The following is a 14,904-nucleotide window of genomic DNA, read 5'->3' as shown; positions in this document are numbered from 1 at the left end:
GCGACGGATGCAGACGACGGGGCGGGAGGGGCCGGCCTCGCGCCCCGTCGCTTCGGGAAGGCGCCGCTTACTCCTTACCCGCGGCGGCCATCATCGCCTTCACCTCGTCAAGCGCCTCGGCCACCCGCTTGTTCAGCATGGCGAGCGTCTCGCTGGAGACCTTCTGCACCATGTCCTGAAGCTCGCGCATGTTCTGCATCGCCTTCTCGAAGCCGGCCTTCATCAGCTCGGCCTGCTTCGCCGCCTTGGCCTGAGGCGCCTCGGCCGAGGCGAGCGCCTTCATCGCCTCCGTTAGATCGGCCATCGCCTGCTGGAGGATCTCGAGGTTGCGCTTGGCGACCGCCTGCATGCCCTCGAGCGCGAGCTTGTTGGCGGCGGTGAGCGTCTCGATGTTCCTGCGCTGCGCCGCGACCATCGCCTCGATATCGACCTGTGGCAGCTTGAACTCGGCCATCATCTTGGTGATGTCCATATCGAACACGGTTTCCGGCTTCTTTGGCATGGTCGTCGTCCTTGTCCCGTTCGGCGGTGTTACAGGCGGGGCGGCACCGCGCCCGATCGGGGCACGATGGCGCGAGCGGTCTCGCAACGAGCGCTGTCTAGCCACCCGGTAAGGCCGGGTCAAACCCTATTGTGCAGTGCGGCAAAATCACCCGGGCGACACCTTGTCGGAGGCCGCAACCGGCTCCTGCTGCGTTGCGTCGGGTGGGGCGGCGGCGGGGCGGCCGGGCAGGAGCGGCTCGAGCGTTCGCGCGAGGCTCTCCGCCCGGCCGAGCAGCCGGTCGAGCGCCGCCATGGTCGCGCTCATGTCGGCGCTCTCGTCCTTCGCCCAGGCGCGGAAGGCGCCGAGCCAGACGGCGAGCAGAGCCTTGGCGCGAAGGCGCCCGGCGAGGCCGGCGGCAGGGATGCCGGCGGCCTCCAGCATCCATGCCATCGAGCGCAGCCCGGCCGAAGTGCCGAGCGCAAGCAGGCACGGATCGGCGGGGAGGGCGCGGGCGATCGCGAGCACGCCGGCGCGGTGCGGCTGGAGCGACTCGAAGCGACGCATCAGCACGTCGAACAGGCGCTCGCGCGGGGTGTCGCCCTGCGCCGGCTCGGCGAGCGCCGCGGCATCGACGAGGGCGAGGAAGCGGAGAAGCAGCGCCTCCCGGCTGCCGTAGCGCGTCCTGAGCGGAGCAAGGCTGCACCCTGCCTCCGCCGCCACGGCCGCGAGCGTCACCCCTTCCCAGCCCTCGCGGCCGGCCACGCGCAGAAGCGCCGCTGTCACCTCGCGGTCGAACTGGTCGATGCCGTCCATGGGATCGAGGATAGACCGAGGCGGCCTCAGCCGGCGAGGTCTCGCGAGCGGCGTGTCGCGGCCGCGACGGCGCGCGCCATGAGGTCGGGCAGGCCGCCTTCGGCCATCAGCACGGAAAGCGCCGCCGCCGTGGTGCCGCCCGGGCTCGTGACGTTCCGCCGAAGCTCCGCCGCGTCCTCCGCGCTCGCCGCAAGCAGGGCGCCTGCGCCGGTGACCGTCTCCCGCGCGAGCCGGCGGGCGAGAGGGCGCGGCAGGCCCTGCGCCACCCCCGCCTCCTCCAGAGCCTCGGCGAGCAGGAACACATAGGCCGGCCCGCTTCCCGACACCGCGGTGACGGGGTCGATCAGCGCCTCGTCCTCGACCCAGGCGACCGTCCCAATCGCGCCGAGGAGCGAGTCGCACAAGGCGCGGTCGGCCGCCGTCACGCCGGCGCCGGGGCAGGCGACGGTGATCCCACGCCGCACGGCGGCCGGGGTGTTCGGCATCGCGCGAACGATCCGGCCCGCGCCCCCGAGCAGGGACGACAGCCCGGCGATCGTCCTGCCCGCCATGATCGAGAGGAATACAGCCGTGTCCGCGAAGCGCGCGTAGGCCGGAACGACCGACGCCGCTTCCTGCGGCTTGACGGCGAACACCACCGCCGCCGGGGCGAGGCGCTCGGGAAGGGCTTCGGGCGTGGCGGCGACCGCGACGAGGGAAGAGGCGTCGGGCACGGCGGCGCGGGGTTCGACCACGGCCACGCCGCGGCCCGCTTCGCGCCAGCCGGCGAGCATCGCCCCGCCCATCTTGCCGCAGCCGACGAGCAGGATCGTTGCCTCGGACGCCATCGCTGCCGCCCCGACGCTCGCGACGGTCAGGCCTCGCCCGCGCACTCGAGCATGGCGGCGGCAAGCGCGTCGGCCGGCGTCTTGCCGCCCCAGAGCACGAACTGGAAGGCCGGGAAGAACCGCTCGCACTCGGTGATCGCGATGTCGACCATGTCCTCGAGCGCCTCGACCGAGAGGCCGGAGGCGCCGCGCAAAAGAACCGAGTGCCGGAATACAGGCACGTTCTCCTCCGTCCAGATGCCGAAATGGCCGAGCCAGAGCTTCTCGTTGGCAAGCGCGAGCAGCTCGTGCACGGCAGCCTTGCGTGGCCCCGGCACCTTGAGGTCGAAGGCGCAGAAGAAATGCATCGCGCTGATCTCGCCGCACCAGGTGAAGTGCAGCATGTAGTCGCACCACCGCCCGGGCACCTCGACGGCCATCTCGTCGTCGCCGCGGCGATCGAAGGTCCAGTCATTCGCCGCGACGATCTGTTCGAGAAGATCGAGCGGATTGGCGGTGGCTGACTCGCGGAGGGCGAGGCGGTCGGTCATGGCCGCATGCTCCCGTGGCAAGGAGGTGGCGTCGCTGCCCCGCGCGCGGGCGGGGCGAACTCGGGCCCTGGGTGACCGGGCCGAAACCCCGACATCTTGTTGCCGGCGAACCCCTTTCACACCATTGCTAGATTACGGGGTGAGCATCCCGCGCCGCAAGGCTTCTCTACGCGCGGCCGCCGATGTCACGCAGGCGTCATGGGGCCTGGGCCGCCGGCGGCGTGTCGCCCTCGCCCGTCGATACCTGGTCGGCGAGCCGCGCCTCGAGCGCGGCCACACGGGCGGCGAGCGCCTCCTGCTCGCGGGCGAGCTTCGCCACGAGCTCCCGAAGCACCTCCACCTCCTCGCGCGCGGCGAGGTCGAGCCGCTGCGCCGCTTCCTCGGTCGCCGAGCGGAGGAGCTCGCCCATTTCCCGCCTCAGCCCTGCAAGAGCCGAGATCGCCCCACCCGCCACGCCCGCGAGATCGTCCGCCACGCTGCCGCGCATCACCCTCTCTCCTTGCCCGGGCTCGCTTGCCGCCCCTTCCGAGCGGACCCTATAACCCCACGCGCGGATCGGGCAATGCGCCGTGCGGCGCGCGCAGCAGCGGAACGCAAGGCGGGCATGTATCTCGTCACCGGGGGAGGGGGGTTCATCGGCTCGAATATCGTCGCCGCGCTCGCCGCCCGCGGCGAGGAGGTCGCGGTGTGCGACCGCTTCGGCACGGAGTCGAAATGGCGCAACCTCGCCAAGCACGCGGTCGCGGAAGTGATAGAGCCAGAGGGCCTTCACGCCTGGCTCGAGCGGGCGCCGCGGCTGAAGGGCCTCGTCCACATGGGCGCGATCAGCGCCACCACCGAGACGGATGCCGATCTCACCCTCCGCACTAATCTCACCTTGTCGCTCGCCCTGTGGGAGTGGTGCGCGAGCCAGGACGTGCCCTTCGTCTATGCCTCTTCGGCCGCGACCTATGGCGCGGGCGAAGCCGGCTTCGACGACGAGGCCACGCCTGAGGCGCTCGCGCGGCTGAGGCCTCTCAACCTCTACGGCTGGTCGAAGCACCTGTTCGACCGGCGCGTGGTCGATCTCGTTGCGCGCGGCCGCCCGCGCCCGCCGCAATGGGTCGGGCTCAAGTTCTTCAACGTCTACGGCCCGAACGAATACCACAAGGGCGGCATGATCTCGGTGGTCAAACGCAAGGCCGACGAGATCGCCGCCGGCGGCCCCGCCCTTCTCTTCCGAAGCGGGCGGCCCGACATCGCCGACGGCGAACAGAAACGGGATTTCGTCTGGGTCGGAGATTGCGTGTCGGTCGTCTTGTGGCTGCTCGACACGCCGTCGGTCTCGGGGCTCTACAATCTCGGCACCGGGCGGGCGCGGAGCTATCTCGAGCTCGCACACGCCGTCTTCGCGGCGATGCGGCGGGAGCCGGAGATCGCCTTCATCGACATGCCCGAGGCGCTCAAGGGCCAGTACCAGTATTTCACCGAAGCGCGGATGGAGCGGCTGCGGGCCGCAGGCTACACGGAGCAGTTCACCCCGCTCGAGCAGGGGGTCGAGATCTACGTCCGCCGCTACCTGAGTCAGGACGACCCCTACGCATGAGGCTCGCCGCCGCAACCCTCGCCGCTGCCTTCGCCGCCGCCGCCTGCGCTCCGGTCGATGCGCTGAACGCGCTGACGCCCAACGAGGGCGTGCGCCGGGTGGCCGAGCTGCGCTATGCCGAGGGACCGCGGGGCAGGCTCGACCTCTACCTCCCGCCTGGAGAGGTGGCAGCGGACGCTCCGCTGCTCGTGTTCTTCCACGGCGGCGGCTGGCGGTCCGGGGCGAAGGAGGACTACCGCTTCCTGGGCACGGCCTTCGCCGCGCGCGGCTTCCTGGTGGCGATCCCCAACTACCGGCTCGTGCCGGAGGTGCGCTGGCCCGCCTTTGCCGAGGACGGCGCGGCAGCCGTCGCCGCCCTGCCTCGGCTCCTCGCCGGGCAGGGGCTCGGAGCGTCCCGGCCCCTGGTGCTCGCCGGGCACTCCGCCGGGGCGCACACGGCGGCGATGCTCGCGCTTGATCCGCGGTGGCTCGGCGCGCACGGCCTCTCCCCCTGCCGCGACGTCGCCGCCCTGCTCGGCCTCGCCGGCCCCTATGCCATCTTCCCGACCGGCGCGCGCATGGTGGTCGCCGCCTTCGGGCCGGCGCCGCAACCCGCCGAGGTGTCGCCGCTCGCCCAGGTCTCGGCCGCCGCGCCGCCTGCCGTCCTGATCGCCGGTGCGTCGGATACGCTCGTCAGCCCGCGCAACAGCGAGGCTCTGGCGGAGGCGCTCGCGCGCGCGGGCCGGCCCGCCGCGCTGCATCTGCTTCCGGGCGTCGGGCACATCGACCTCATCGCCGCGGTCGCCGCGCCGCTGAGGCATACTGCGCCGACACTCGAGGTGGCCGTCTCAGCCCTGCGCGCCGCCCTCGCCGCGACGCCGCGCGCCTGCGCCTGACCCGCCCGCCGATGCTGGGCATCCTTCCCTTCCCGGCGATCGACCCGGTGCTCGTCTCGGTCGGGCCCTTCGCGGTGCGCTGGTATGCTCTCGCCTACATCGCCGGGATCGTCGCCGGCTGGATGCTGATGCGACGCCTCGCCGTCGCCCCGCCCCCCGTTGCGACCCGCGACCAGGTGGACGATTTCCTGACCTGGACCGTGGTCGGGATCATTCTCGGCGGGCGGCTCGGCTACGTGCTGTTCTATCGGCCCTCGCACTACCTCGCGAACCCGCTCGAGGCGCTGATGGTATGGCAGGGCGGGATGAGCTTCCACGGCGGGATGATCGGCATGATCATGGCGATCGTGCTCTTCTGCCGCGGCCGGGGGATCGACATGCTCGGCTTCGGCGATCGTGTGGCGACGGTTGCGCCGATCGGCCTGTTCCTCGGCCGCTGCGCCAATTTCATCAACGGCGAGCTCTGGGGCAGGCCCTGGGACGGGCCCTGGGCGATGATTTTCCCCGCCGATCCTCTGCAGCTGCCCCGACACCCGAGCCAGCTCTACCAGGCGGCGCTCGAGGGTCTCGTTCTGTTCGCGGTGATGGCAACGCTTGCCGCGCGTACGGAGGTGCGGGCGCGGCGCGGCCTGCTCGCCGGCCTCTTCCTTGCCGGCTACGCGGCGGCGCGCAGCATCGGCGAGCTGTTCCGCGAGCCGGACGCGTTCCTGGGGTTCCTCGTCTTCGGCACGACCATGGGGCAGCTCCTGTCGCTTCCGATGCTCGCGGCGGGGCTTTGGCTCGTGGCCACGAGCGGCCGGCGCAGGGTGGCGTGATGCGGCCGACGCAGGCGATCGCCGGCTCTGCCCCGGTGCGGCTCGACCGGTTCATGGCCGACGCCAACGCTGCGTATTACGCCGCGCGTGACCCGTTCGGGCGGGCGGGCGATTTCATCACCGCTCCCGAGATCACCCAGGCGTTTGGCGAACTCTTGGGCCTCTGGGCCGCCGCTGTGTGGGAGGAGATGGGCGCGCCCGCGCCGGTGATCCTCGCCGAGCTCGGCCCGGGCCGCGGCACGCTGATGGCGGATGCGCTGCGTGCCGTGGCGCGCGCAGCCCCGCGCTTCCGCGACACCCTTCGCCTCCATCTCGTCGAGACGAGCCCGCGCCTGCGCGCGGCCCAGGCTGACCGCCTCGGCGGCGCCGTCGCTGCCTGGCACGAGGATCCCCTCTCCCTGCCTCCCGGCCCGCTGATCCTGATCGCCAACGAGTTCCTCGATGCCCTGCCGATACGCCGCTTCCTGCGCGAGGGCGGGGCCTGGCGCGAGGTGGCGGTGGTGTCGGAGGGCGGGCGGCACCGCTTCGTGACGGTTCCGGCGGAGCCGCCAGAGGACATCCGCGCGCTCGGCGGCGGCGAGGTGTGCGAGGCGGCGCGCGATCTCGCCGCTTGGCTCGGCGCGCGGCTTGCCGCCTCGGGCGGAGCGGCTCTCTTCCTCGATTATGGGCCGGCGGATGTGACGCCCGTGGACAGCCTCCAGGCGGTGCGCGGCCACGCCCGGGCCGACCCGCTCGAGTCTCCCGGAAGTGCCGACCTCACCGCCCATGTCGACTGGCGCGCCGTCGCCGCCGCCGCGCGCGCAGCCGGTGCCGCCGTACAGGGCCCGGTGCCGCAGGGAGAGTTCCTGCGACGCCTCGGCCTGCCCGAGCGCACGGCGATCCTCTGCCGCAACGCCGCCCCTGGCGTGGCACGGTCGCTGCAGGCCGGAGCGCGGCGTCTGATGGACCCCGACGCGATGGGGCTTCTGGTCAAGGCGCTCGCGGTCTGCGACCCTCGCCTGCCGCTCCTCCCCGGTTTCGCCCCATGACCCTCGCGCCGCTGACAGACCCGTCGCTCGACGCGCTGCCGCATGGGTTCTTCACCCGCGCGGGCGGGGTGTCGCGTGGCGCCTTCGCGAGCCTCAATTGCTCGCTCTCGGGAAGGGACGACCCTGAGGCGGTGGCCGAGAACCGCGCCCGCGCCGCCCGCTCGCTCGGCTTCGCTCCCGACCGGCTCGTCGGGCTGTTCCAGGTGCACTCGGCCGAGGTCGTTGTGCTGCAGGAGCCCTGGGCGACGGGGGCGCGGCCAAAGGCGGATGCGATGGTCACGCGCCGGCGCGGGGTGCTGCTCGGCATCGTCACGGCTGATTGCGCGCCGATCCTATTCGCCGACGTGGAGGCCGGCGTCATCGGGGCGGCGCATGCCGGCTGGCGCGGCGCTCTTGCCGGGATCGTCGGCGCGACGGTCGCGGCCATGGAGCGTCTCGGCGCACGGCGCGAGCGGATCGCCGCCGTGATCGGCCCCTCGATCCGCCAGGCGAGCTACGAGGTCGATGCCGCGTTCCGCACCCGCTTCCTCGAGGCCGACCCTGGCAACGCCCGGTTCTTCTCGCCCGGCCGCCCGGGCCATGCCCAGTTCGATCTCGCCGGCTTCTGCGCCGCGGCGCTTGCCTCGGCCGGGGTCGGCACGGTCGCCGTGGTGGCGGCCGACACCTTCGCCGAGGCGGAGCGCTTCTTCAGCTATCGCCGCGCCACCCTCGCGGGCGAGGGCCCGATCGGGCACCAGCTTTCGGCGATCGGGCTGCCCTGACGGCCGCCCTGCCCCGGACCGCGCCGGCGTGCTAGGAACGCCGTGCCATGCCTTATCTCTGGATGTTCCTCTTCCTGCTTCTGCTCGGGATGCTCGCGACCTGTGCGCTCTGATCTTGGCCTCGCGCGGGCGGTGATCGTCGCTCTCGCGCTCGCGGGCTGCGTCTCCCTGCCGATGCCGTTCGAGCCAGGCAGCACCCCCTCGCCCGCGCCCGTGTCGCTCATCCGCCCGCCGCCGGCGCGGATCGTCATCCCCCCGCCCGCCTCGGCCGGGCTCGGGGCTGACCGGGCGCAGCACTTCGCCGCTGAGCTTGCCTCGGCGCTTCAGGAGCTCGAGGTGCCCGCCACCGCTGCGGGGATACGGAACCCCGAATACCGTCTGCTCGTGAACGGCGAGGCGGAGGCGGGGCTCGTCCGCCTGACCTATTCGCTCACGGGTCGTGACGGCAGGCAGATCGCCGCCACGGGAGGGCCGCGGCCGGTGCCGGCCCGAGCCTGGGCAGAGGCCGCGCCGGAGACGCTCCGGGCCGTGGCGTCTGATGCCGCGCCGGCGATCCTGCGCATGCTCGGCGCGGTGGAGGCGAGCGCGCGGGAGCAGGCCCCTGGGGCGGCTGCCAGGCGCCTCCCTTCGGCCACGCTTCCCGCGATCGTCGGCGCGCCGGGAGACGGCGCCCGCTCGCTCGATCGCGCGCTGCGCGCCGCGCTCGAACGCGAGGGCGTGGTGGTGGCGCCGGAGGGGGCAGAGGCCGAGTTCCGCATAGCCGGCCGGGTGGCACGTGCTCCCGCCGGCCGGGCGCGCGAGCGTGTCGAGATCGTCTGGACCGTGTTCCGCGCCGACGGGCTCGAGCTCGGGCGCGTGGCGCAGCTCAACGAGGTGCCGCGCGGGGCGCTCGACGGGCTGTGGGGGGATGTGGCGGTGATCGTGGCCGATCAGGCCGCGCAAGGGGTGGTCGAGGTCATACGCCGCCACCGCGACGGCGACTGACGCCCCGCGCCGGCCCTGAGGCCCGGTTTACACGGTTCCGTGCCGTTGCTACCAACCGCCCGCCGGTCGTCTCGCCGTGCGCTCCGCCAAGCCCAAAAGGTTCCGCCAGCGATGAAGATCGTCGCCTGCAACTCCAACCGCCCGCTTGCCGAGGCGGTCGCGACGGCGCTGAACATCCCGCTCACCAAGGCCTCGGTCCGGCGCTTCGCGGACATGGAGGTGTTCGTCGAGATCCACGAGAACGTTCGCGGCGAGGACGTGTTCGTCGTCCAGTCGACGTCCTATCCCGCGAACGACAACCTGATGGAGCTCCTGATCACGCTCGATGCGCTGCGCCGCGGCTCGGCGCGGCGCGCGACCGCGGTGATCCCCTATTTCGGCTATGCGCGGCAGGACCGGAAATCGGGGCCGCGCACGCCGATCTCGGCCAAGCTCGTCGCGAACCTCATCACCGAGGCAGGCGCCGACCGGGTTCTGACGCTCGACCTTCACGCCGGGCAGATCCAGGGCTTCTTCGACATCCCGGTCGACAACCTCTTCGCCGCGCCGATGTTCGCCGCCGACATACGCGAGCGCTACAAGGGCCGTGACCTGATCGTCGTCTCCCCTGATGTCGGGGGGGTGGTGCGGGCGCGGCAGATCGCAACCAGGCTGAACGTCGATCTCGCCATCATCGACAAGAGGCGCGAGCGCGCGGGCGTGTCGGAAGTGATGAACGTGATCGGCGAGGTCGAGGGGCGGCACTGCATCCTTGTTGACGACATCGTTGATTCCGCCGGAACGCTCTGCAATGCGGCCGAGGCCTTGATGAAGAACGGCGCGACCGGTGTCTCGGCCTATGTCACGCACGGGGTGTTCTCAGGCGGGGCGGTGGCGCGTGTCGCCGCCTCGCCGATCGAGATGATGACCACGACCGACAGCATCCTCGCGACCGAAGCGGTGCGCGTCAGCCACAACATCCGCCAGATCACGATCGCGCCTCTGCTCGCCGAGGCGATCCGGCGGATCAGCGAGGAGAGCTCCGTCAGCTCGCTGTTCTGCTGAGGCGCGCTGCCACAGCCGCTGGACGACAAGCGCGGCGGTCGGTCGCGAAACCGCACCTGCATCGGCGCACGTCACACAGCTTGCGTCTCCATCACGAAATGTTATAACATTAACCATCTCTTTTGCCAGTGAGGGGTGCTGTGAAGGTCGCCTACGTGTTCATCTCTCCCATGGCTGCAACCTTCAAGCTCGCGCGGATGATCCTGCCGCAGCTCGAAGCAGGGCAGCATGGTGCCGAGGTGGTCGGCATGATGTTTTTCGACGACAATCTCTTCGTGCTTCGCCGTGGCGACGAGATTGGAGAGCGGCTGGCCAAGCTCGCTGCCGAGCGCAACATTCTCCTCATGATGTGCGACGACTGTGCGATCCGCCGCGGCCTTGGTGAGGGCGATTTCCACCAGTGCGGCCGAGGCGAGGTCAAGCCGAAGGACTGCGTGCCGGGTGTGGTGGCAGGCTGCTTTCCCCAGCTTTATGCAGCGCTTGCCGCCAACCCGCCTGATAACGTGATCTCGCTCTGAAAGCGGAAATCCTGCGTCTCCGCATCAGCCCGCGACGCCGCCCAAGTCGAGGAACGCCTGTTCCTCTGACGTTGTCATGCGCTCGAAGGCGGGGTTGCGGTGCGGGAAACGGCCGAAACGCGCAATGATGTCGCGGTGGACGAGCGCATGCTTGAGCGTCTCTCCGTACAAGGGCCCGCAGAGCGCAACGTACCGCTCCTGGTGGCCCAGGTACTCCGCGTGCATGAAGGGCAGGTAGAAAGAACACGCGGAGGTCATGAGCGACGCTGCGGTCATGCTCCGCCGCGATCGCCGCCTCGGCGAAGGCAAGCGCGCGCGGGTACATGTGTGTCGTGCCGCGGAAGGCATTGCAGGGGAACTGGTCGAGCAGGATCAGGAGCGCAAGCGCGCTCTCGGGCGCCTCCACCCAGTCGTCGTGCGCGCGCGCCGCGGCCTCGAGGTGCAGCGCCATGAAACGATCGCGGAACAGCTTATCGAACGCGTCGTCGCGGCGGAATCAGCGCTCGCGCCCGGCGTCGCGCCAGAACGCCACCACGCTTCCCGCCGTCTCGGCCATCCCGATCCTCCCGCCCCCTCTTGCGCCCCCGGCGCCGCCTGATCAGAGTGCCGCCCGCTTCACCCCGAACGCCAGAGGTCACGTTGACGATGAAGCTGTTCTACAGCCCGGGCGCCTGCAGCCTCGCCGTCCACATCGCGCTGCACGAGAGCGGCAAGAGCTTCGAGGCGGTGCGCGTGAACCTCAAGGACGGCGAGCAGTTCTCGCCCGAGTTCCTGAAGGTCAACCCGAAGAGCAAGGTGCCGGCGCTTGCGCGCGACGATGGCTCGATCCTCACCGAGTGCCCAGCGATCCTGTTCTGGGTGGCGCGCACGAGCCCTGAGGCGAAGCTTCTGCCGGACGACGCGGACGGCGAGGCGCGCGCTCTCGAGTGGATGAACTTCATCTCGGGCAGCATCCACAACGGCGGCTTCACCCGGATCCTGCGTGCCGAACGCTTCGTGGGTGCGCCCGAGCACGCCCCGGCCGCGAGCGAGAAGGCTAAGGCCGACACGATCAAGTATCTCACGATCGCCGAGGAGATGCTCGCTGGCCGCGACACCGCGCTCCCGTCCGGCCACTCGGTGGTGGATGACTATCTCTTCGTGATCGCCCGCTGGGTGCCGCGCACTGGCAAAGAGCTCTCCGACTTCCCTGCCCTCAAGCGTCTCCATGACCGGGTGGCCGCGCGCGAGGCGACGAAGAGGGCGCTCGCCGCAGAGGGGCTTGCCTGAATGGCCGCTGCGGCCGGAGGCGCCGGCACGGGGGGCGAGGGGGGCGGCACCGCCCCTCTGGCCGACGCGGCCCGCCGCGCGGACGGCTTCGGCTGCTGGTGATCACCCCCGTCGCCTTCTGGTTCCTGCGCCATGGCGAGACGGAGTGGAACGCGCGGTCGCTCAGCCAGGGCAGCACCGACATTCCCCTGAACGAACGCGGCATCGCTCAGGCTGAGGCTGCGGCGAAGCTGCTGAAGGGTCGGGGCATCACCACGATCATCCACTCCCCGCTTGCGCGGGCGCGGCGCACCGCCGAGATCGTCGCCGCCGAGCTCGGCCTGCCGCTCGCCGAGGACGAGGACCTCCGCGAGAGCGCCTTCGGCACGCACGAAGGCCAGCCGATGGGCGCGTGGTTCGCCGAGTGGGTCGCGGAACGCTACACCCCGCCCGGCGGGGAGCGCTTCGCCGATCTCCGCACCCGCGCCGTCGCCGCGGTCAACCGAGCGCTCGGCGAGCCGCCCGTGGTGCTTCTCGTCGGCCACGGGGCGTTCTGGCGTGCCATACGCTCTGCCCTCGGGCTCGAGGTGAATGTGCGGACGCCGAACGCCACCCCTCTGTTCGTCCGCCCGCCCGCCGATCGGGCCGGGGCCTGGACGCTCGAGGTCCATCCTCCGGCCTGACTTGCCTTTCTCGGCGGTTTCCCCTAAAGGCCTGCTCGCGCCGGCACCCCTGGAGGCCGGCGCTTCTCTTTCGCGAAGGAGCCGACGATGGTCGAGGTCGTGACGATCGAGGCCGTGGCGCGCGAGCGGGCCGGCAAGGGGGCGGCGCGGGCGACACGGCGTGCGGGCCATGTGCCCGGGGTGATCTACGGGGCGAAGCAGCCGCCGCGCCTCCTCTCGGTCGATCCGCGGGTGGTGCTTAAGGAGCTGCACCGGCCTGGCTGGCGGTCGCGCCTCTATGATGTGAAGGTGGGCGAAGTGACCGAGCGTGCGCTCCTGCGCGACGTCCAGTTCCACCCGGTGACGGACCGGCCGCAGCACGTCGATTTCCAGCGCCTCGCCGCCGGGCAGGAGATCCGCGTCGGCGTCGAGGTGGTGTTCCTCAACGAGGCCGCCTCGCCCGGGCTGAAGGCGGGCGGGGTGCTGAACGTCGTGCGCCACGAGGTCGAGGTCTATTGCACGCCCGAGACGGTTCCCGAGAAGTTCGAGATCGACCTCACCGGCCTCACGATCGGGGATACGATCCACTGGAGTGCGGTGAAGGCTCCGCCCGGGATCAGGCCGGTGATCGCCGACCGCGATTTCACCATCGCGACGATCGCGCCACCCACCAAGCAGGTCGAGACGGCGGCGTCGGCCGAGGCGGCGTCCTCGGCGGCGCCGGCGAAGGGTGCGGCACCTGCCGCCGGCGGCAAGGCCGCTTCGGGCGGCGGGGCCAAGGCCGCGCCGGCCGCCAAGCCTGCGAAGAAGTAGCGGCCACGCCCCGGTTCCGGGGCGGGCGGGGGTGCGATGAAGCTCTGGGTCGGCCTCGGCAATCCGGGGCCTCAGCACGCGCGCCAGCGGCACAACATCGGCTTCATGGCGCTCGACGCGATCGCCGCGCGGAACCATTTCTCGCCGTGGCGGTCCCGCTTCCGCGGCCAGGTCGCCGACGGAACGATCGCGGGGGAGAGGATCCTCGCCCTCAAGCCCGAGACCTGGATGAACGACAGCGGCGCCTCGGTGCAGCAGGCAGCGCATTTCCACCGGCTCCCGCCGGAGTCGATCTGCGTGTTCCATGACGAGCTTGACCTTCCGCCGGGCAAGGTGCGCGTCAAGAAAGGAGGCGGGGCGGCTGGCCACAACGGTCTGCGCTCGATCGACCGCGCTCTCGGCGCGCAGGACTACTGGCGGGTGCGGCTCGGCATCGGCCATCCGGGCCAGAAGGAGCGGGTGACCGGCCATGTGCTTGGCGACTTCGCGAAGGAGGACAGCGCCTGGCTCGAGCGCCTGCTCGAGGCGGTGGCCGAAGCCGCGCCGCTGCTCGCGGAAGGGCGGGCGGAGGCGTTCATGAACCGGGTAGCGGCTCTGACCCAGCCGGGGCCCTAGGGCGCATCGTCCGCGTAACCGGTCATCGGCCTTGGGCGCGACGACGCGGAGCAGCTGAAGGTGGAGCGGTGTCCGGGCTTGGGGAGACCGCCCGAAGCGAGGAGAGGCGATGGGGTTCACCTGCGGCATCGTCGGCCTGCCGAATGTCGGCAAGTCGACCCTCTTCAACGCGCTGACGGCGACGGTCGCGGCGCAGGCGGCGAACTACCCATTCTGCACGATCGAGCCGAATCTCGGCCGGGTGGCGGTTCCGGACAGGCGGCTCGAGACGCTCGCGCGGCTTGCCCGGAGCGCGCGGATCGTGCCGACCAGCCTCGAGTTCGTCGACATCGCGGGGCTCGTGCGCGGTGCCTCCAAGGGCGAGGGGCTCGGCAACCAGTTCCTCGCCCATATCCGCGAGGTGGACGCGATCATCCACGTGCTGCGCTGCTTCGACGATCCCGACGTGACGCATGTGGAAGGGTCGGTCGACCCGGTTCGCGATGCCGAGACGGTCGAGACCGAACTGATGCTCGCCGACCTAGAGAGCCTCGAGCGTCGCCTCGGCACGCTCACGAAACGGGCGCGCGGCGGCGACCGCGAGAGTGCCGCCCTGCTCGCGCTCGTCGAGCGGATGATCGCAGCGCTGCAGGAGGGAAGGCCCGCACGGGCGGCGATCGGCCCCGGGGAGGAGGCGGTCGCGCGCACGCTCGGCCTCATGACCACCAAGCCCGTTCTCTACGTGTGCAACGTGGAGGAGGCGTCGGCCGCGTCCGGCAACGCGCACTCCGCCCGGGTCGCGGAGATGGCGCGGGCGAAGGGGGCGGGGCAGGTCGTTGTCTCGGCGGCGATCGAGGCAGAGATCAGCCAGCTGCCGGAGGCGGACAAGCCCGCCTTCCTCGAGGGGCTCGGCCTCGCCGACAGCGGCCTCGATCGGGTGATCCGCGCAGGTTACGCGCTCTTAGGCCTGATCACCTTCTTCACGGCAGGGCCGAAGGAGGCGCGCGCCTGGACGATCGTCCAGGGCACGAAGGCGCCCCAGGCGGCAGGCGTGATCCATGGCGATTTCGAGCGCGGCTTCATCGCAGCCGAAACGATCTCGTATGAGGACTATGTGGCCTTCGGCGGCGAGCAGGGGGCGAAGGAGGCGGGCAGGATGCGGATCGAGGGCAAGGACTATGTGGTGCGCGACGGCGACGTGATGCTGTTCCGCTTCAATGTCTGATCCACGTTGCCGGGACCGCACGCGCCAACAAGACACCGCCTTCCAGGTTCTGCCCCCCAAGTGCGATCCCGCCACGGCGCAATGTCGCTTTGCTTGGC

General features: G+C 71.3%; 19 protein-coding genes and 1 pseudogene. 13 read left to right on the top strand and 7 right to left on the bottom strand.

What is annotated here, in order from left to right:
* Window positions 1–67 precede the first annotated feature (67 nt).
* From KO353_RS06540 to KO353_RS06520, 5 genes are all read right to left on the bottom strand, one after another.
* Window positions 68–502, bottom strand: coding sequence for a phasin family protein (locus KO353_RS06540; protein ID WP_218286905.1), 435 nt, complete (start codon window positions 500–502; stop codon window positions 68–70).
* A 147-nt stretch (window positions 503–649) separates the two neighbouring features.
* Entirely contained in the window at window positions 650–1,297 is a 648-nt protein-coding gene (locus tag KO353_RS06535) for a TetR family transcriptional regulator (RefSeq protein ID WP_218286904.1), read from the bottom strand.
* 26 nt (window positions 1,298–1,323) lie between these two features.
* On the bottom strand, window positions 1,324–2,124 hold the full coding sequence (gene proC, locus KO353_RS06530; RefSeq protein ID WP_218286903.1) for a pyrroline-5-carboxylate reductase: 801 nt from the start codon (window positions 2,122–2,124) through the stop codon (window positions 1,324–1,326).
* Between the two features lie 26 nt (window positions 2,125–2,150).
* Window positions 2,151–2,654 carry a type III secretion system chaperone family protein gene (locus tag KO353_RS06525; protein WP_218286902.1) on the bottom strand — a complete coding sequence of 168 codons (504 nt, stop codon included), beginning with the start codon at window positions 2,652–2,654 and terminating at the stop codon, window positions 2,151–2,153.
* 196 nt (window positions 2,655–2,850) lie between these two features.
* Window positions 2,851–3,141, bottom strand: a complete 291-nt coding sequence (locus KO353_RS06520; RefSeq protein WP_218286901.1) for an accessory factor UbiK family protein — start codon at window positions 3,139–3,141, stop codon at window positions 2,851–2,853.
* A 117-nt stretch (window positions 3,142–3,258) separates the two neighbouring features.
* Here KO353_RS06520 and rfaD point away from each other — a divergent pair, with 117 nt between their 5' ends.
* From rfaD to KO353_RS06480, 8 genes are all read left to right on the top strand, one after another.
* Window positions 3,259–4,239 carry an ADP-glyceromanno-heptose 6-epimerase gene (rfaD, locus tag KO353_RS06515; RefSeq protein ID WP_218287283.1) on the top strand — a complete coding sequence of 327 codons (981 nt, stop codon included), beginning with the start codon at window positions 3,259–3,261 and terminating at the stop codon, window positions 4,237–4,239.
* Window positions 4,236–5,114: an alpha/beta hydrolase gene (locus KO353_RS06510; protein ID WP_218286900.1), complete on the top strand. Its 879-nt coding sequence runs from the start codon at window positions 4,236–4,238 to the stop codon at window positions 5,112–5,114. The genes rfaD and KO353_RS06510 overlap by 4 nt, the downstream gene beginning before the upstream one ends.
* A gap of 11 nt (window positions 5,115–5,125) precedes the next feature.
* Window positions 5,126–5,929, top strand: coding sequence for a prolipoprotein diacylglyceryl transferase (lgt, locus tag KO353_RS06505; RefSeq protein WP_218286899.1), 804 nt, complete (start codon window positions 5,126–5,128; stop codon window positions 5,927–5,929).
* Window positions 5,929–6,957 (top strand): class I SAM-dependent methyltransferase, encoded by a 1,029-nt coding sequence (locus KO353_RS06500; RefSeq protein ID WP_218286898.1) that lies wholly within the window; start codon window positions 5,929–5,931, stop codon window positions 6,955–6,957. Before lgt ends, KO353_RS06500 begins: the two co-directional genes overlap by 1 nt.
* On the top strand, window positions 6,954–7,718 hold the full coding sequence (gene pgeF / locus KO353_RS06495; protein WP_218286897.1) for a peptidoglycan editing factor PgeF: 765 nt from the start codon (window positions 6,954–6,956) through the stop codon (window positions 7,716–7,718). Before KO353_RS06500 ends, pgeF begins: the two co-directional genes overlap by 4 nt.
* A gap of 102 nt (window positions 7,719–7,820) precedes the next feature.
* Window positions 7,821–8,702 carry a hypothetical protein gene (locus KO353_RS06490; RefSeq protein ID WP_218286896.1) on the top strand — a complete coding sequence of 294 codons (882 nt, stop codon included), beginning with the start codon at window positions 7,821–7,823 and terminating at the stop codon, window positions 8,700–8,702.
* Between the two features lie 111 nt (window positions 8,703–8,813).
* Entirely contained in the window at window positions 8,814–9,746 is a 933-nt protein-coding gene (locus tag KO353_RS06485) for a ribose-phosphate pyrophosphokinase (protein ID WP_218286895.1), read from the top strand.
* Window positions 9,747–9,886: 140 nt separating this feature from the next.
* Window positions 9,887–10,264, top strand: a complete 378-nt coding sequence (locus tag KO353_RS06480; RefSeq protein WP_218286894.1) for a SaoD/DsrE family protein — start codon at window positions 9,887–9,889, stop codon at window positions 10,262–10,264.
* A gap of 24 nt (window positions 10,265–10,288) precedes the next feature.
* Here KO353_RS06480 and KO353_RS16350 read toward each other — a convergent pair whose 3' ends face one another.
* On the bottom strand, window positions 10,289–10,540 hold the full coding sequence (locus KO353_RS16350) for a DUF924 family protein (protein ID WP_235692048.1): 252 nt from the start codon (window positions 10,538–10,540) through the stop codon (window positions 10,289–10,291).
* 58 nt (window positions 10,541–10,598) lie between these two features.
* Window positions 10,599–10,715: pseudogene (locus KO353_RS17005) on the bottom strand (DUF924 family protein); the annotation flags it as partial.
* A gap of 194 nt (window positions 10,716–10,909) precedes the next feature.
* Between KO353_RS17005 and KO353_RS06470 the strand changes: the two are divergent.
* From KO353_RS06470 to ychF, 5 genes are all read left to right on the top strand, one after another.
* On the top strand, window positions 10,910–11,533 hold the full coding sequence (locus tag KO353_RS06470) for a glutathione S-transferase family protein (RefSeq protein WP_218286892.1): 624 nt from the start codon (window positions 10,910–10,912) through the stop codon (window positions 11,531–11,533).
* Window positions 11,534–11,631: 98 nt separating this feature from the next.
* Window positions 11,632–12,195 carry a histidine phosphatase family protein gene (locus KO353_RS06465; RefSeq protein ID WP_235692046.1) on the top strand — a complete coding sequence of 188 codons (564 nt, stop codon included), beginning with the start codon at window positions 11,632–11,634 and terminating at the stop codon, window positions 12,193–12,195.
* Between the two features lie 87 nt (window positions 12,196–12,282).
* Window positions 12,283–12,987: a 50S ribosomal protein L25/general stress protein Ctc gene (locus KO353_RS06460; protein WP_218286891.1), complete on the top strand. Its 705-nt coding sequence runs from the start codon at window positions 12,283–12,285 to the stop codon at window positions 12,985–12,987.
* A gap of 36 nt (window positions 12,988–13,023) precedes the next feature.
* Entirely contained in the window at window positions 13,024–13,602 is a 579-nt protein-coding gene (pth, locus tag KO353_RS06455) for an aminoacyl-tRNA hydrolase (RefSeq protein ID WP_218286890.1), read from the top strand.
* A gap of 109 nt (window positions 13,603–13,711) precedes the next feature.
* Window positions 13,712–14,806 carry a redox-regulated ATPase YchF gene (ychF, locus tag KO353_RS06450; RefSeq protein ID WP_218286889.1) on the top strand — a complete coding sequence of 365 codons (1,095 nt, stop codon included), beginning with the start codon at window positions 13,712–13,714 and terminating at the stop codon, window positions 14,804–14,806.
* Window positions 14,807–14,904 lie beyond the last annotated feature (98 nt).

The organism is Elioraea tepida (genome assembly GCF_019203965.1).
Lineage (GTDB): Bacteria > Pseudomonadota > Alphaproteobacteria > Acetobacterales > Acetobacteraceae > Elioraea_A > Elioraea_A tepida.
This window is presented reverse-complemented; position numbering and strand designations above follow the sequence as displayed.

Bases quoted from the DNA above. Each gene is read 5' to 3' on its own strand.
- KO353_RS06540 (WP_218286905.1), bottom strand. From the start codon at position 502: ATGCCAAAGAAGCCGGAAACCGTGTTCGATATGGACATCACCAAGATG.
- KO353_RS06535 (WP_218286904.1), bottom strand. From the start codon at position 1,297: ATGGACGGCATCGACCAGTTCGACCGCGAGGTGACAGCGGCGCTTCTG.
- proC (WP_218286903.1), bottom strand. From the start codon at position 2,124: ATGGCGTCCGAGGCAACGATCCTGCTCGTCGGCTGCGGCAAGATGGGC.
- KO353_RS06525 (WP_218286902.1), bottom strand. From the start codon at position 2,654: ATGACCGACCGCCTCGCCCTCCGCGAGTCAGCCACCGCCAATCCGCTC.
- KO353_RS06520 (WP_218286901.1), bottom strand. From the start codon at position 3,141: ATGCGCGGCAGCGTGGCGGACGATCTCGCGGGCGTGGCGGGTGGGGCG.
- rfaD (WP_218287283.1), top strand. From the start codon at position 3,259: ATGTATCTCGTCACCGGGGGAGGGGGGTTCATCGGCTCGAATATCGTC.
- KO353_RS06510 (WP_218286900.1), top strand. From the start codon at position 4,236: ATGAGGCTCGCCGCCGCAACCCTCGCCGCTGCCTTCGCCGCCGCCGCC.
- lgt (WP_218286899.1), top strand. From the start codon at position 5,126: ATGCTGGGCATCCTTCCCTTCCCGGCGATCGACCCGGTGCTCGTCTCG.
- KO353_RS06500 (WP_218286898.1), top strand. From the start codon at position 5,929: ATGCGGCCGACGCAGGCGATCGCCGGCTCTGCCCCGGTGCGGCTCGAC.
- pgeF (WP_218286897.1), top strand. From the start codon at position 6,954: ATGACCCTCGCGCCGCTGACAGACCCGTCGCTCGACGCGCTGCCGCAT.
- KO353_RS06485 (WP_218286895.1), top strand. From the start codon at position 8,814: ATGAAGATCGTCGCCTGCAACTCCAACCGCCCGCTTGCCGAGGCGGTC.
- KO353_RS16350 (WP_235692048.1), bottom strand. From the start codon at position 10,540: ATGACCGCAGCGTCGCTCATGACCTCCGCGTGTTCTTTCTACCTGCCC.
- KO353_RS06470 (WP_218286892.1), top strand. From the start codon at position 10,910: ATGAAGCTGTTCTACAGCCCGGGCGCCTGCAGCCTCGCCGTCCACATC.
- KO353_RS06460 (WP_218286891.1), top strand. From the start codon at position 12,283: ATGGTCGAGGTCGTGACGATCGAGGCCGTGGCGCGCGAGCGGGCCGGC.
- pth (WP_218286890.1), top strand. From the start codon at position 13,024: ATGAAGCTCTGGGTCGGCCTCGGCAATCCGGGGCCTCAGCACGCGCGC.
- ychF (WP_218286889.1), top strand. From the start codon at position 13,712: ATGGGGTTCACCTGCGGCATCGTCGGCCTGCCGAATGTCGGCAAGTCG.